Source organism: Trabulsiella odontotermitis (assembly GCF_001297775.1).
In the GTDB taxonomy this organism is placed as follows: domain Bacteria; phylum Pseudomonadota; class Gammaproteobacteria; order Enterobacterales; family Enterobacteriaceae; genus Trabulsiella; species Trabulsiella odontotermitis.
This window is the reverse complement of record NZ_LIFX01000008.1, coordinates 161,262-174,768: the sequence shown is the minus strand read 5'-3', so window position 1 is coordinate 174,768 and position 13,507 is coordinate 161,262. Positions and strand designations below refer to the sequence as shown.

The window sequence follows — 13,507 nt, the reverse complement described above, 5'->3', positions numbered from 1 at the left end:
TAGTTTATCCCATGTCACACTTTTGACTTCTCTGTTATGCTAAGGTTATTACATACCATAAGCCTAATGGAGCGAATCATGAGAGTACTGGTCACAGGTGGTAGCGGTTACATAGGAAGTCATACCAGCGTGCAATTGCTGCTGCAGGGTCATGACGTCATCATTCTTGATAACCTCTGTAACAGTAAGCGCAGCGTGTTGCCGGTGATTGAACGTCTGGGCGGTAAACAGGCAACCTTCGTGAAAGGCGATATTCGCAATGAAGCGCTGATGACGGAAATTCTGCACGATCACGCCATCGATACAGTGATCCATTTCGCTGGTCTGAAAGCGGTGGGCGAATCCGTCACCAAACCGCTTGAATACTATGATAACAACGTTAACGGTACGCTTCGCCTGATTTCCGCGATGCGCGCCGCGAACATCAAAAACTTCATCTTCAGTTCTTCTGCCACCGTCTATGGCGATCAGCCCAAAATTCCTTACGTTGAAAGTTTCCCGACCGGGACGCCACAAAGCCCGTATGGCAAAAGCAAACTGATGGTCGAACAAATCCTCACCGACCTGCAAAAAGCACAGCCGGAGTGGAGCATTGCGCTGCTGCGCTACTTCAACCCGGTTGGCGCGCATCCGTCAGGCGATATGGGTGAAGATCCGCAGGGCATTCCGAATAACCTGATGCCGTACATCGCGCAGGTGGCGGTCGGTCGTCGCGAATCGCTGGCGGTGTTCGGCAATGATTACCCAACGGCAGACGGCACGGGCGTGCGTGATTACATCCACGTGATGGATCTCGCTGATGGCCACGTTGCCGCCATGGAAAAACTGGCCGGTAAACCGGGCGTGCACATTTATAACCTCGGTGCAGGCATCGGCAGCAGCGTGCTGGACGTGGTCAATGCGTTCAGCAAAGCCTGCGGCAAACCGGTGAATTATCATTTTGCCCCTCGTCGTGATGGCGATCTTCCCGCTTACTGGGCCGATGCCAGCAAAGCCGATAAAGAGCTGAACTGGCGCGTGACCCGCGATCTTGACCAGATGGCGCAGGACACCTGGCACTGGCAGTCCCGTCATCCTCAGGGCTATGCAGACTAAGGAACTACATGTAATGGAGCGCTTTAATCCCGTCGACCACCCGCATCGTCGTTATAACCCGCTGACCGGGCAATGGATCTTAGTTTCTCCGCATCGCGCGAAACGCCCCTGGCAAGGGGCGCAGGAAACGCCGGCTAAGCAGACGCTGCCAGCTCACGATCCCGACTGTTTTCTCTGCCCGGGCAATACCCGCGTAACCGGGGATAAAAACCCGGACTACCCCGGCACCTACGTCTTTACCAACGATTTCGCGGCGCTGATGGCAGACACACCTGCCGCGCCGGAAAGCGATGATCCGCTGATGCGTTGCCAGAGCGCGCGTGGCACCAGTCGGGTGATCTGCTTCTCACCGGATCACAGCAAAACGCTGCCGGAACTGAGCGTCAGCGCGCTGGAAGAGGTGGTCAGAACCTGGCAACAGCAAACCGCTGAGCTGGGGGAAACGTATCCGTGGGTGCAGGTGTTTGAAAACAAAGGCGCGGCGATGGGCTGCTCCAACCCGCATCCGCATGGCCAGGTGTGGGCAAACAGTTTTCTGCCGAACGAAGCCGAACGCGAAGACCGGCTGCAACGTGAGTATTTTCAACAGTACGGTTCGCCGATGCTGCTGGATTACGTTCAACGTGAACAGGCGGACGGCAGCCGCACGGTAGTGGAAACCGAACACTGGCTGGCGGTAGTGCCCTACTGGGCGGCGTGGCCGTTTGAAACGCTGCTGCTGCCGAAAGCGCACGTTCTGCGGATGCCTGATCTCAGCGACGCACAACGCAGCGACCTGGCGCTGGCGCTGAAAAAACTGACCAGCCGTTACGACAATCTGTTCCAGTGCTCATTCCCCTACTCGATGGGCTGGCACGGCGCGCCGTTTACCAACGACGAACACTCGCACTGGCAGTTACATGCCCATTTCTATCCGCCCTTATTGCGTTCGGCTACCGTCCGCAAATTTATGGTCGGTTATGAAATGCTGGCGGAAACCCAGCGCGACCTTACGGCAGAACAGGCGGCTGAACGTCTGCGTGCCGTCAGCGATATTCATTTTCGCGAATCCGGAGAATAACAATGAGTCTGAAAGATAAAACCCAATCCCTGTTTGCTGAAAAATTTGGCTACCCTGCCACCCACGTTATCCAGGCGCCAGGCCGCGTGAATTTGATCGGTGAACACACCGACTATAATGATGGTTTTGTGCTGCCGTGCGCTATTGATTACCAGACGGTGATCAGTTGCGCGGCGCGTAACGACCGCACGGTGCGCGTCATTGCCGCCGACTATGACAATCAAATCGACGAGTTCTCGCTGGACGCGCCGATTGTGACCCACGACAGCCAGCAGTGGTCAAACTACGTGCGCGGGGTGGTGAAACACCTGCAAAAACGCGACCGCAACTTTGGCGGCGTGGATATGGTGATCAGCGGCAACGTGCCGCAGGGCGCGGGCTTAAGCTCATCCGCCTCGCTGGAAGTGGCGGTCGGTACTGTTCTCCAGCAACTGTATCACCTGCCGCTCGACGGCACGCAAATCGCGCTGAACGGTCAGGAAGCGGAAAACCAGTTTGTCGGCTGCAACTGCGGCATTATGGATCAGCTGATTTCCGCACTCGGTAAGAAAGATCATGCATTACTGATCGACTGCCGCACACTTGGCAGCAAAGCGGTATCGATGCCAAAAGGCGTCGCGGTGATCATCATCAACAGTAACTTTAAACGTACGCTGGTCGGCAGCGAATATAACACCCGTCGCCAGCAGTGCGAGACCGGGGCGCGTTTCTTCCAGCAACCCGCGCTACGCGACGTTACACTGGCACAGTTTAACGCCGTGGCGAATGAACTCGATCCGCTGGTAGCGAAACGCGTGCGCCACGTGCTGACCGAAAACGCCCGTACGGTGGAAGCCGCCGATGCGCTGGAAAAAGGCGATCTGCAACGCATGGGGAAACTGATGGCCGAATCCCACGCCTCAATGCGTGATGATTTCGAAATCACCGTGCCGCAAATCGACACGCTGGTTGAGATTGTAAAAGCAGCCATTGGCGATAAAGGCGGTGTGCGCATGACTGGCGGCGGCTTCGGCGGCTGCGTCGTAGCGCTGGTACCGGAAAATCTGGTTGATACCGTGCAACAAGCGGTAGCCGCGCAGTATGAATCCAGAACCGGCATCAAAGAGACCTTCTACGTTTGCAAACCTTCACAAGGAGCAGGCCGTGCTGAATGAGACACCTGTGCTGGCCCCGGATGGTCAGCCCTTTCGACTGCTGACGCTGCGTAACCGCGCCGGGATGGTCGTCACGCTGATGGACTGGGGAGCCACGCTGCTTTCCGCCCGCATACCCCTTTCTGACGGCGGCGTACGTGAAGCGCTGCTCGGCTGCGCGAGCCCGGAACAGTATCCGCAACAGGCGGCCTTTCTTGGCGCGTCGGTAGGACGTTACGCCAACCGCATCGCTGACAGCCGCTACACGCTGAATGACAACACCATTGAACTGGTGCCGAGTCAGGGCGCCAACCAGCTTCACGGCGGCCCGGACGGATTCGACAAACGTCGCTGGCAGATCCTCAGCCAGAACGACGACGAAGTCCTGTTTACGCTGGTCTCTGACGATGGCGATCAGGGCTATCCCGGCAACCTCACCGCCCTGGCGCGGTATCGTCTGACAGACGACTGCCGGATTTCCATTGAGTATCGTGCCACAGTCGACAAAGCCTGCCCGATCAACCTGACTAATCACGTCTACTTTAACCTCGATGGCGTGCAGGGTGACGTGCGACAGCATAAGTTGCAGATCCTCGCCGATGATTATCTGCCGGTGGACGAGATGGGCATTCCGCGCGAGGGGCTGAAAAGCGTGGCGAATACCAGCTTTGATTTCCGCACGCCAAAACGCATTGCGCAGGATTTCCTCAGCGATGACGACCAGAAAAAAGTGAAAGGCTACGACCACGCGTTTCTGTTACAGGCAAAAGGTAATGTGCGTGAACCGGTGGCCCGCGTCTGGTCGCAGGATGAAAAACTGCAACTGGCGGTATACACCTCTGCGCCTGCCCTGCAATTCTACTCCGGTAATTATCTCGGCGGCACGCCGTCGCGTGAAGCTGAGCCCTACAGCGACTGGCAGGGTCTGGCGCTGGAGAGCGAATTCCTGCCCGACAGCCCGAACCACCCGGAATGGCCGCAGCCCGACTGTATTCTGCTTCCCGGTGAGGAGTACATCAGCCTCACGGAATATCAGTTCATCCCCCGCTAATCCCGAACCCTCCTGATGGAGGGTTTTTTCATCGCAATTTGCTGAAAATAGCGCCATTCGCAGACAAAATCATAACCCCGGATTCACAAGCATCTTACACTCAGGCGCTATTTTCGCTATGGTTATGGATAAGCGTTGCTGCGGGTGTTGTCCGGGCAATATAATGAGAATTGTTATCATTCAAAATAAAAGCTTGAGGAGTAGGATATGGCTGTAACTAAGCTGGTTCTGGTTCGCCACGGCGAAAGCCAGTGGAACAACGAAAACCGCTTCACCGGTTGGTATGACGTTGACCTGTCTGAGAAAGGCGTGAGCGAAGCCAAAGCGGCGGGTAAACTGCTGAAGGAAGAAGGCTTCAGCTTTGATTTTGCTTATACCTCTGTGCTGAAACGTGCCATCCACACCCTGTGGAACGTGCTGGATGAACTGGATCAGGCCTGGCTGCCGGTTGAAAAATCCTGGAAACTGAACGAGCGTCATTACGGTGCGTTGCAGGGTCTGAACAAAGCGGAAACCGCCGAGAAATACGGTGACGAGCAGGTTAAACAGTGGCGCCGTGGTTTTGCGGTGACCCCGCCGGAGCTGACCAAAGATGACGAGCGTTATCCGGGCCACGATCCACGCTATGCGAAACTGACCGAAAAAGAGCTGCCGCTGACTGAAAGCCTGGCGCTGACCATCGATCGCGTAGTGCCATACTGGAACGAAACCATTCTGCCGCGCCTGAAAAGCGGCGAGCGCGTGATTATTGCCGCTCACGGCAACTCCCTGCGTGCGCTGGTGAAATACCTCGACAAGATGGGCGAAGATGAAATTCTTGAACTGAACATCCCGACCGGCGTCCCGCTGGTGTATGAATTCGACGAGAACTTCAAGCCGATCAAACACTACTATCTGGGTAACGCCGACGAAATCGCTGCGAAAGCGGCCGCGGTGGCGAACCAGGGTAAAGCGAAGTAATAAAAAAGGCCCGGAACCGGGCCTTTTTTCTGTCCACCACGCGCTTAACCGCGACGCGCTTTCACTGCGTTCGACAACTGACGCAGAACGATTTCGGTATCATCCCAGCCGATGCAGGCATCCGTCACGCTTTTGCCGTAGACCAGCGGCTCACCGCTTTCCAGACTCTGATTGCCTTCAACCAGATGGCTTTCAATCATCACGCCGATGATCGCTTTCTCACCGTTAACAATCTGCTCGCAGACATTCTGCGCGACATCCATCTGTTTTTTAAACTGCTTGCAGGAATTGGCATGACTGAAGTCGATCATCACCTGCTCTGGCAGGCCCGCTTTTTTCAGCCCCGCTTTAACCTCTGCAACATGCTCCGCACTGTAGTTCGGCGCTTTACCGCCGCGCAGAATGATGTGGCAGTCGCCGTTACCGCCGGTATTCACAATGGCGGAATGGCCCCACTTGGTGACTGACAGGAAGCAGTGCGGCGCTCCGGCGGCGTTAATGGCGTCGATCGCCACTTTGATTGTGCCGTCAGTGCCGTTTTTAAAACCTACCGGGCAGGAAAGACCAGACGCCAGCTCGCGGTGTACCTGAGATTCCGTGGTTCGCGCGCCGATAGCGCCCCAGCTCATCAGATCGGCAAGATACTGCGGCGTGATCATATCCAGAAACTCGCCCGCTGCGGGCAGGCCGCTGTCGTTAATCTCCAGCAGCAGTTTGCGCGCGATACGCAGACCGTCGTTGATCTGGAAGCTGTTATCCATGTGCGGATCGTTAATCAGCCCTTTCCAGCCCACGGTAGTACGCGGCTTTTCAAAATAGACGCGCATGACGATTTCCAGCTCGCCTTTCAGCGCCTCACGCAGCGCCAGCAGGCGGGACGCATACTCTTTCGCCGCAACCGGATCGTGAATGGAGCATGGGCCAATTACCACCAGCAGACGATCGTCATTGCCTTTCAGGATCTGGTGAATCGCTTTACGGGCATGTGAAACCGTGTTCGCAGCATTTTTCGTAGCGGGGAATTTTTCAAGGAGTGCGACAGGGGGCAATAACTCGTTGATCTCTTTAATGCGTAAATCGTCGTTCTGATAATTCATCATCTTTCCAGCGTTGCCATACTTATCTGATTGAGTGCAATCCTTTCAATCTAACTTGTCGGTCAGAAAGTGTAAACGGGCTTTTACACTCAGGACGGATAATTCCTGGAATTCCAGATAAATTCGCCACAAAGTAGCGAAAAGTGAGATCGCGTCTACAATTTTTACTTTGAAACACTCTGTTTTTGCCACTTAATAAAATTCCATGCTGAGTTAAATCAGGCAGATGGAATTTTTAACCTCATTGAGGGCGTATAGCCTTCGCGCATGCACTGTTGGAAGAAGTTATCCGACGTAACGACCAGAACAGGAGCATCTTTATGAAAATGAATAAATTAGCCTCACTTTTCCTGACGGCAACCCTCTCTCTGACCAGCGGCGCAGCGCTGGCCGCCTCGGCCAGCAACGGCGATGCCAACGCGGCGGCAGAAGCCGGTCAGGTGGCGCCTGACGCGCGTCAGAACACCGCGCCGAATAATGTTGATAACAGCCAGATCAACACCGGCGGCACCATGCTTCATCCCAATGATTCCTCCAGCAATATGAATCAGGAAGGGATGACCAAAGACGAAGTGCACAAGAATACGATGTGTAAAGACGGTAAATGTCCTGACATCAACAAGAAAGTCCAGACGGGTGACGGCATCAATAACGATGTTAACACCAAAACGGACGGTACCACGCAGTAACCCTCCCCTTCTGCACACGTCAATGGAGAGCTTCGGCTCTCCTTATTTGTATGCGCAATCAGCAAAGATCTGTAATGATGTCTGACATAAAGTTTAAATAATCAGGACGACGTTATGGCGCACTCCCATTCGCACTCACCTGCCCCACAATCACAGGACGACAATGCCCGTCGGCTGCTGCTGGCTTTTGCGATTACTGCGGGCTTTATGGTTATCGAGGTTATCGGCGGCCTTATCTCTGGCTCGCTGGCGCTGCTGGCTGATGCCGGGCACATGCTGACGGATGCCGCCGCGCTGTTGTTTGCCCTGCTGGCGGTCCATTTCGCCCGTCGCCCGCCTAATAACCGTCATACCTTTGGCTGGCTGCGTCTGACCACGCTTGCGGCGTTTGTGAATGCAATTGCGCTGGTAGTGATTACCTTTCTGATTGTCTGGGAGGCCATCCAACGTTTTTACCATCCGCAACCGGTCGCCGGGGTGACCATGATGGTGATCGCTGTGGCCGGATTGCTGGCGAATATTTTTTCGTTCTGGATTTTGCATCGTGGCAGCGAAGAGAAGAATCTCAACGTGCGCGCCGCGGCGCTGCATGTGCTGGGAGATTTGCTGGGTTCGGTCGGTGCAATTGGTGCGGCGATTGTGATCCTGCTGACCGGCTGGACGCCGATTGACCCGATCCTGTCGGTGCTGGTGTCGTGCCTGGTGCTTCGCAGCGCCTGGCAATTACTGAAAGAAAGCGTTAACGAACTGCTCGAAGGGGCGCCGCGCGCCATCGACGTTGGCGAACTGAAGCGCAAACTGAACCGCGCATTACCGGAAGTCCGCGATGTGCACCACGTTCATGTCTGGATGGTGGGCGAGAAACCGATCATGACACTGCATGTTCAGGTGATCCCGCCACATGACCACGATGCGCTGCTCGAACGCATCCAGCATTTCCTTGAGCATCACTACAGCATTGAGCATGCCACGATACAAATGGAGTACCAGCCCTGTAGCGGCCCGGAATGCCGCCTTAACGAGCTGCACGCCGGGCATGGACATTCACACCATCATTAGCTGGAAAGCGCGTGAGAGCCTCGCTCACGCGCGCTGTTAATCCACATCCGGCTACCGTTGAGCGCGATGAAGGTCAGCAGCAGATATTCCAGCGACATCGCGTAGACGCCCTGCAACGCAAAAATAGCGACGCTGATAACGTTGATGATCACCCACAGCAGCCAGTTTTCGACATACTTGCGGGTCATCAGGATCATCGCCACAATCGACAGCACCATCATGCAGGAGTCCCAGAACGGGAAGGCATCCGGTTGCAGGTCTGGCATAACGACGTTCAACCCCAGCGCCTGCATGACAGACACCGCAATGCGCGTCAGGAAAGCAAAGACCGGATTGATAAACACCGTCATCAGCCCAATCGCCACCACGCACACGACAAGCCAGGTGATCGCTTTTGGTAGCGGCAGCCAGCGAATTTGTAGTTCGGCCTCATGCTGACTGGTTTGCCGTGACCACGCATACCAGCCATAGATATTAGCGGCGAAGAAAAAGAGCTGTAACAGCAGGCTGGCATACAGCTGGATCTGAAAGAAAATGATGGCGAACAACGTGACGTTGATCAGGCCAAAAAAGTAATTGCTGATTTTTTCGAGGCTGGCGAGCCAGATACACAATAAGCCTGCCAGTGTCCCGACGGCTTCTATCCATGACAGATCGTATCCGCCTGCGCCAATCGGAATGTGTACCAGAATGTTCTGCGTGCTGAAGAAGTCCATTTATAACCCCGCAAGGTAACGTCAATTGTTAAGAACGAAGTGTAGCCGCAAAATCGAGCATCCGGTTGAGCGGCAGCAATGCACCTTCCCGCAACGCGGCATCAACGTGAATTTCGTGCGCCGCACCGCCGTTCTCCAGCCCTTCGGCAATCGCTTTTAAGCCGTTCATCGCCATCCACGGACAATGCGCGCAACTGCGGCAACTGGCCCCCTCGCCCGCAGTCGGCGCTTCCAGCAGTTCTTTTTCCGGTACCGCCTGCTGCATTTTGTAAAAAATCCCGCGATCGGTCGCCACAATAAGTTGCTGATGAGGCAGCGTTCGGGCCGCGGCAATCAGCTGGCTGGTTGAACCCACCGCATCCGCCATATCAACAATAGCCTGCGGTGATTCCGGGTGAACGAGGACCGCGGCATCCGGGTACAGCGCTTTCATACGGGTCAGCGCCTGCGTTTTGAATTCGTCATGAACAATACAGGCGCCCTGCCAGCACAGCACATCGGCCCCGCTCTGCTTTTGCACATAACGACCGAGGTGGCGATCCGGCGCCCAGAGAATTTTCTCGCCCAGGCTGTCGAGATGCTCAATCAGCTCGACGGCGATACTGGAGGTCACAACCCAGTCTGCCCGCGCTTTTACCGCCGCTGACGTATTGGCGTAGACCACCACCGTGCGGTCCGGGTGCGCATCGCAAAACGCATTAAACGCGTCGCTGGGGCAGCCGAGATCCAGCGAGCATTCAGCCGCCAGCGTCGGCATCAGGATAGTCTTTTCCGGACTGAGGATTTTGGCGGTTTCGCCCATAAAGCGCACGCCAGCGACCAGCAGCGTGGATGCCGGATGCTTCGCACCGAAACGCGCCATTTCCAGCGAATCAGAAATGCAACCACCCGTTTCTTCCGCCAGTTGCTGGATTTCCGGATCGGTGTAGTAATGCGCCACCATCACCGCATCGCGCGCTTTCAGCAGACGCTTGATTTTTTCGCGGTAGAAATGCTTTTCCTCCATGCTTAACGGCGCAGGTTTCGGCGGAAAAGGATAAATGGCGGTTTCGGGGTCAAACATTACGCTCATCTTGCAATCTCGTTTTACAGGCTTAACAAAATGCCGTTATGGTCGCTGAGATGCAGCTACTGACGGCTTATGTGTTTTGTATGCTAAACAAGATAGCAGATTGCGCATGTCAGGGGTATATCGCAGATAGCAAAAAAGAACCTTGAGAGAGTTTTTTATACTGACAGGCGGATATCACAGACAGCAAAAAGGCGCCTTTAGGGCGCCTTTCTACACTGGTGGGTCGTGCAGGATTCGAACCTGCGACCAATTGATTAAAAGTCAACTGCTCTACCAACTGAGCTAACGACCCCTTGCGGGATTGTTCTTCGAAGTGGTGGGTCGTGCAGGACTCGAACCTGCGACCAATTGATTAAAAGTCAACTGCTCTACCAACTGAGCTAACGACCCCTACGGGTCATGACTTCGAAGATATTTTTTACGTTTAACATCTGAGTGGGATGCTAAATTGGTGGGTCGTGCAGGATTCGAACCTGCGACCAATTGATTAAAAGTCAACTGCTCTACCAACTGAGCTAACGACCCGAGTGGTGGGTGATGACGGGATCGAACCGCCGACCCCCTCCTTGTAAGGGAGGTGCTCTCCCAGCTGAGCTAATCACCCGATACTACGCTGGATATTGCTAAGTGGTGGGTCGTGCAGGATTCGAACCTGCGACCAATTGATTAAAAGTCAACTGCTCTACCAACTGAGCTAACGACCCACTTGCGCTGCTTCGGAGATGTTTGATATCCCTCGGCAACGGCGGCATATATTACTGGTTTAAGATTTCAGCGCAACAAAAATTTCGATGAAGATCACTTAACTGCTTACGTTTCAGGCGACACGACCAGAAAAAACACGATTCCTGGTCATGCCGTCATCATTGCAGCGATCCGAGTCGTTTTTGCGCCAGTTTTGCGCCTTCGGTACCAGGATATTTACTGACCACTTGCTGGTAGACCGCTTTCGCTTTTGCCGTGTCCCCTTTGTCCTGCATGATCACACCGACCTTGTACATCGCGTCAGAGGCTTTGGGTGATTTCGGGTAGTTTTTTACGACAGAAGCAAAATAATAGGCTGCATCATCTTTTTTACCCTTGTTGTAATTCAACTGACCGAGCCAGTAGTTAGCGTTCGGCTGGTAAGTGGAATCCGGGTATTTTTTGATGAAGTTCTGGAATGCGGCAATTGCGTCGTCCTGGCGAGAGGAATCCTTCACCAGCGCGATAGCCGCATTGTAATCGGTATTGGCGTCACCGCTTTGCACCGGTGCGCCGGACGTGGCTGCACCAGCCGCAGGCGCCGTGGTGGATGCGCCAGCACTGCTGTTTTGATCGCCCCCGGCCTGCTGCGTTGGCGTTGCCGCCCCGCCGCTGGTAAGGCTGTCAATCTGCAGCTGCACTTGTTTCTGGCGTTCAACAACCTGATTCAGCTGGTACTGACTCTCCTGAATCTGTCCGCGGAGGGCGTCAATATCGGCCTGGTTATCAGAAAGTTGCTGCTGGAGTTGGGTTAAAAGCTGGCTGTGAGCATTTGAAATACGCTCGAGTTGAGTAACGCGGTCTTCGACCGAGCCTGAGCCGACACTACTGATTGGTGCCTGAGCAAAAGCGGCCCAGGGGGCCGCTATTCCAACCAGTAACGACAGACTCAACAGGTGATGTCTGAAGTTACTGTTCATGCGATTCTCTTAGTAAACCAGTACGGCGCGACGGTTTTTAGCGTAAGCCGCTTCGTCGTGACCCAGTACTGCAGGTTTTTCTTTACCGTAAGAAACGATGGAGATCTGATCAGCAGAAACGCCTTTACCCTGCAGGTACATCTTAACAGCGTTAGCACGACGTTCGCCCAGAGCGATGTTGTACTCAGGAGTACCACGTTCGTCCGCGTGACCTTCTACGGTAACTTTGTAAGACGGGTTGCTACGCAGGAAGTTAGCGTGCGCGTCCAGCATTGCAGCGAATTCAGAACTTACGTCGTACTTGTCGAGACCGAAGTAGACGATGTTGTTCTGCTGCAGCTGTTGCATCTGCAGACGAGCCTGTTCTTCAGAAGACATGTTGCCGTTAGCGTTCATACCAGTGCCGGCGCCCATCATGCCTTCGCCGCTCTGGTCATTGCTGGCGTTCTTGTTGGAAGAACATGCCGCGATTGCCATTACCGGCAGAGCCAGCATCAGTCCTTTCAGCACTTTGTTCAGTTGCATTTCTTTGATTCCTATATAACTAATTATTTATTATTACAGATACGGAGACCAGGCAGGGAATTTGACCTGTCCATCAGTCGCCGGAAGACGCGCTTTGAAACGCCCATCTGTAGAAACCAGGTTCAGCACGGATCCCATCCCCTGAGAAGAGCTGTAGATAACCATAGTGCCGTTAGGTGCCAGACTTGGCGTTTCATCCAAAAACGTTGACGACAGAACCTGCACGCCACCCGCTTCCAGATCTTGTTTGGCAATGTGCTGCTCACCATTAGCCGAGCTTACCATTACCATAAATTTACCGTCAGCGCTCACATCAGCATCCTGGTTTTGATTGCCTTCCCAGGAAATACGTTGCGGAGTACCGCCGTTAACGTTGACTTTATATACCTGCGGACGACCGGCCTGGTCAGAGGTGAAGGCCAGATTCTGGCTGTCCGGGAACCAGCTTGGTTCGGTGTTATTGCTGCGACCGTTAGTCACCTGACGGATCTGGCCAGAGCCGATATCCATCACATACAGGTTCAGGCTACCGGTTTTAGACAGCGCAAAGGCCAGTTTGCTGCCATCCGGTGAGAACATCGGCGCACCGTTGTGCTGCGGGAAAGAAGCAACCTGACGCACCGCACCGTTCGCCAGCGTCTGGATAACCAGCGCGGAACGACCGCTTTCGAAGGTGACGTAAGCCAGTTTAGACCCGTCCGGAGACCATGCCGGAGACATCAGCGGCTGCGGAGAACGGTGTACCACGAACTGGTTGTAACCATCGTAATCAGAAACGCGCAGTTCATACGGGAACTGGCCGCCATTGGTCTGCACCACATAGGCGATGCGGGTACGGAACGCACCTTTAATACCGGTCAGCTTCTCGAACACTTCATCACTGGCAGTATGACCGGCATAACGCAGCCACTGCTTATTCACTTTGTACGTGTTCTGCGCCAGTACGGTGCCCGGTGCGCCGCCGGTATCAACCAGCTGATAAGCGACGTTGTAAGAACCGTCCGGGTTAGGCGTTACCTGGCCGATGACGACAGCGTCAATCCCCAGCGCAGACCATGCTGCGGCCTGAACTTCTTGCGCGGAACCCGGCTGCTGAGGCAGGCGAGAACGATCCAACGGATTGAATTTACCGCTGTTGCGCAGGTCAGCCGCAACGATACCGCCGATATCTTCAGGTGCAGCACCCGGCCCGGCCCACTGGAAAGGCACAACGCCAATCGGGCGCGCCGAGTCCACCCCCTGGGTGATCTCGATACGTACTTCTGCGTGCAGCACCGCTGCCCACAGCATCAGAAAACCAAATGCTACTCGTAATGCCTGCTTCATCATATCTCCCTTATCCGGATACAAAATCCACGATAATTTAGCAGAATGTTAACAAACTCA

The 13,507-nt window shown here is 54.6% G+C and carries 13 protein-coding genes and 5 tRNA genes; 7 read left to right on the top strand and 11 right to left on the bottom strand.

Annotation, left to right across the window (positions count from 1 at the left end; all coding sequences use genetic code 11):
* Positions 1 to 78 precede the first annotated feature (78 nt).
* The 5 genes from galE (at position 79) to gpmA (ending at position 5,299) form a co-directional block, all read left to right on the top strand.
* On the top strand, positions 79 to 1,095 hold the full coding sequence (gene galE / locus AOY23_RS12585) for a UDP-glucose 4-epimerase GalE (RefSeq protein WP_054179952.1): 1,017 nt from the start codon (positions 79 to 81) through the stop codon (positions 1,093 to 1,095).
* A gap of 13 nt (positions 1,096 to 1,108) precedes the next feature.
* Complete coding sequence (galT, locus tag AOY23_RS12580; protein ID WP_054179951.1) at positions 1,109 to 2,155, top strand: galactose-1-phosphate uridylyltransferase; 1,047 nt, start codon at positions 1,109 to 1,111, stop codon at positions 2,153 to 2,155.
* 2 nt (positions 2,156 to 2,157) lie between these two features.
* A complete protein-coding gene (galK, locus tag AOY23_RS12575) occupies positions 2,158 to 3,309 on the top strand; it encodes a galactokinase (protein WP_054179950.1) in 1,152 nt (383 codons plus the stop codon).
* The gene (galM, locus tag AOY23_RS12570; RefSeq protein ID WP_054179949.1) at positions 3,299 to 4,339 is read left to right on the top strand and encodes a galactose-1-epimerase; all 1,041 of its coding nucleotides are present in this window, start codon (positions 3,299 to 3,301) and stop codon (positions 4,337 to 4,339) included. Before galK ends, galM begins: the two co-directional genes overlap by 11 nt.
* A gap of 207 nt (positions 4,340 to 4,546) precedes the next feature.
* Positions 4,547 to 5,299 (top strand): 2,3-diphosphoglycerate-dependent phosphoglycerate mutase, encoded by a 753-nt coding sequence (gpmA, locus tag AOY23_RS12565; RefSeq protein ID WP_054179948.1) that lies wholly within the window; start codon positions 4,547 to 4,549, stop codon positions 5,297 to 5,299.
* 44 nt (positions 5,300 to 5,343) lie between these two features.
* On the opposite strand, the gene aroG is transcribed toward gpmA, so the two are convergent.
* On the bottom strand, positions 5,344 to 6,396 hold the full coding sequence (gene aroG / locus AOY23_RS12560) for a 3-deoxy-7-phosphoheptulonate synthase AroG (RefSeq protein ID WP_054179947.1): 1,053 nt from the start codon (positions 6,394 to 6,396) through the stop codon (positions 5,344 to 5,346).
* 320 nt (positions 6,397 to 6,716) lie between these two features.
* Here aroG and AOY23_RS12555 point away from each other — a divergent pair, with 320 nt between their 5' ends.
* Both AOY23_RS12555 and zitB read left to right on the top strand, forming a co-directional pair.
* Positions 6,717 to 7,085 carry a YbgS-like family protein gene (locus AOY23_RS12555; RefSeq protein ID WP_054179946.1) on the top strand — a complete coding sequence of 123 codons (369 nt, stop codon included), beginning with the start codon at positions 6,717 to 6,719 and terminating at the stop codon, positions 7,083 to 7,085.
* Positions 7,086 to 7,199: 114 nt separating this feature from the next.
* Entirely contained in the window at positions 7,200 to 8,144 is a 945-nt protein-coding gene (zitB, locus tag AOY23_RS12550; RefSeq protein ID WP_054179945.1) for a CDF family zinc transporter ZitB, read from the top strand.
* Here the strand turns inward: zitB and pnuC are convergent.
* From pnuC to tolB, 10 genes are all read right to left on the bottom strand, one after another.
* Entirely contained in the window at positions 8,141 to 8,860 is a 720-nt protein-coding gene (pnuC, locus tag AOY23_RS12545; protein WP_054179944.1) for a nicotinamide riboside transporter PnuC, read from the bottom strand. The two genes, zitB and pnuC, sit on opposite strands and share 4 nt — an antisense overlap.
* Positions 8,861 to 8,888: 28 nt before the next feature.
* A complete protein-coding gene (gene nadA, locus AOY23_RS12540; RefSeq protein WP_054179943.1) occupies positions 8,889 to 9,932 on the bottom strand; it encodes a quinolinate synthase NadA in 1,044 nt (347 codons plus the stop codon).
* A gap of 216 nt (positions 9,933 to 10,148) precedes the next feature.
* A tRNA-Lys gene (locus tag AOY23_RS12535) sits at positions 10,149 to 10,224 on the bottom strand.
* 22 nt (positions 10,225 to 10,246) lie between these two features.
* Positions 10,247 to 10,322, bottom strand: a tRNA-Lys gene (locus AOY23_RS12530).
* A gap of 59 nt (positions 10,323 to 10,381) precedes the next feature.
* Positions 10,382 to 10,457 (bottom strand) — tRNA-Lys (locus AOY23_RS12525).
* 3 nt (positions 10,458 to 10,460) lie between these two features.
* Positions 10,461 to 10,536, bottom strand: a tRNA-Val gene (locus AOY23_RS12520).
* A 24-nt stretch (positions 10,537 to 10,560) separates the two neighbouring features.
* Positions 10,561 to 10,636 (bottom strand) — tRNA-Lys (locus tag AOY23_RS12515).
* A 159-nt stretch (positions 10,637 to 10,795) separates the two neighbouring features.
* Positions 10,796 to 11,596 (bottom strand): cell division protein CpoB, encoded by an 801-nt coding sequence (cpoB, locus tag AOY23_RS12510; RefSeq protein ID WP_054179942.1) that lies wholly within the window; start codon positions 11,594 to 11,596, stop codon positions 10,796 to 10,798.
* Between the two features lie 9 nt (positions 11,597 to 11,605).
* Positions 11,606 to 12,121: a peptidoglycan-associated lipoprotein Pal gene (gene pal / locus AOY23_RS12505; RefSeq protein WP_054179941.1), complete on the bottom strand. Its 516-nt coding sequence runs from the start codon at positions 12,119 to 12,121 to the stop codon at positions 11,606 to 11,608.
* A 33-nt stretch (positions 12,122 to 12,154) separates the two neighbouring features.
* Positions 12,155 to 13,447 (bottom strand): Tol-Pal system beta propeller repeat protein TolB, encoded by a 1,293-nt coding sequence (gene tolB / locus AOY23_RS12500; protein WP_054179940.1) that lies wholly within the window; start codon positions 13,445 to 13,447, stop codon positions 12,155 to 12,157.
* Between the last annotated feature and the right edge of the window lie 60 nt (positions 13,448 to 13,507).

Excerpts from the sequence above, each read along its gene's own strand:
- galE (WP_054179952.1), top strand. The coding sequence starts at position 79 with ATGAGAGTACTGGTCACAGGTGGTAGCGGTTACATAGGAAGTCATACC.
- galT (WP_054179951.1), top strand. The coding sequence starts at position 1,109 with ATGGAGCGCTTTAATCCCGTCGACCACCCGCATCGTCGTTATAACCCG.
- galK (WP_054179950.1), top strand. The coding sequence starts at position 2,158 with ATGAGTCTGAAAGATAAAACCCAATCCCTGTTTGCTGAAAAATTTGGC.
- gpmA (WP_054179948.1), top strand. The coding sequence starts at position 4,547 with ATGGCTGTAACTAAGCTGGTTCTGGTTCGCCACGGCGAAAGCCAGTGG.
- aroG (WP_054179947.1), bottom strand. The coding sequence starts at position 6,396 with ATGAATTATCAGAACGACGATTTACGCATTAAAGAGATCAACGAGTTA.
- AOY23_RS12555 (WP_054179946.1), top strand. The coding sequence starts at position 6,717 with ATGAAAATGAATAAATTAGCCTCACTTTTCCTGACGGCAACCCTCTCT.
- zitB (WP_054179945.1), top strand. The coding sequence starts at position 7,200 with ATGGCGCACTCCCATTCGCACTCACCTGCCCCACAATCACAGGACGAC.
- pnuC (WP_054179944.1), bottom strand. The coding sequence starts at position 8,860 with ATGGACTTCTTCAGCACGCAGAACATTCTGGTACACATTCCGATTGGC.
- nadA (WP_054179943.1), bottom strand. The coding sequence starts at position 9,932 with ATGAGCGTAATGTTTGACCCCGAAACCGCCATTTATCCTTTTCCGCCG.
- cpoB (WP_054179942.1), bottom strand. The coding sequence starts at position 11,596 with ATGAACAGTAACTTCAGACATCACCTGTTGAGTCTGTCGTTACTGGTT.
- pal (WP_054179941.1), bottom strand. The coding sequence starts at position 12,121 with ATGCAACTGAACAAAGTGCTGAAAGGACTGATGCTGGCTCTGCCGGTA.
- tolB (WP_054179940.1), bottom strand. The coding sequence starts at position 13,447 with ATGAAGCAGGCATTACGAGTAGCATTTGGTTTTCTGATGCTGTGGGCA.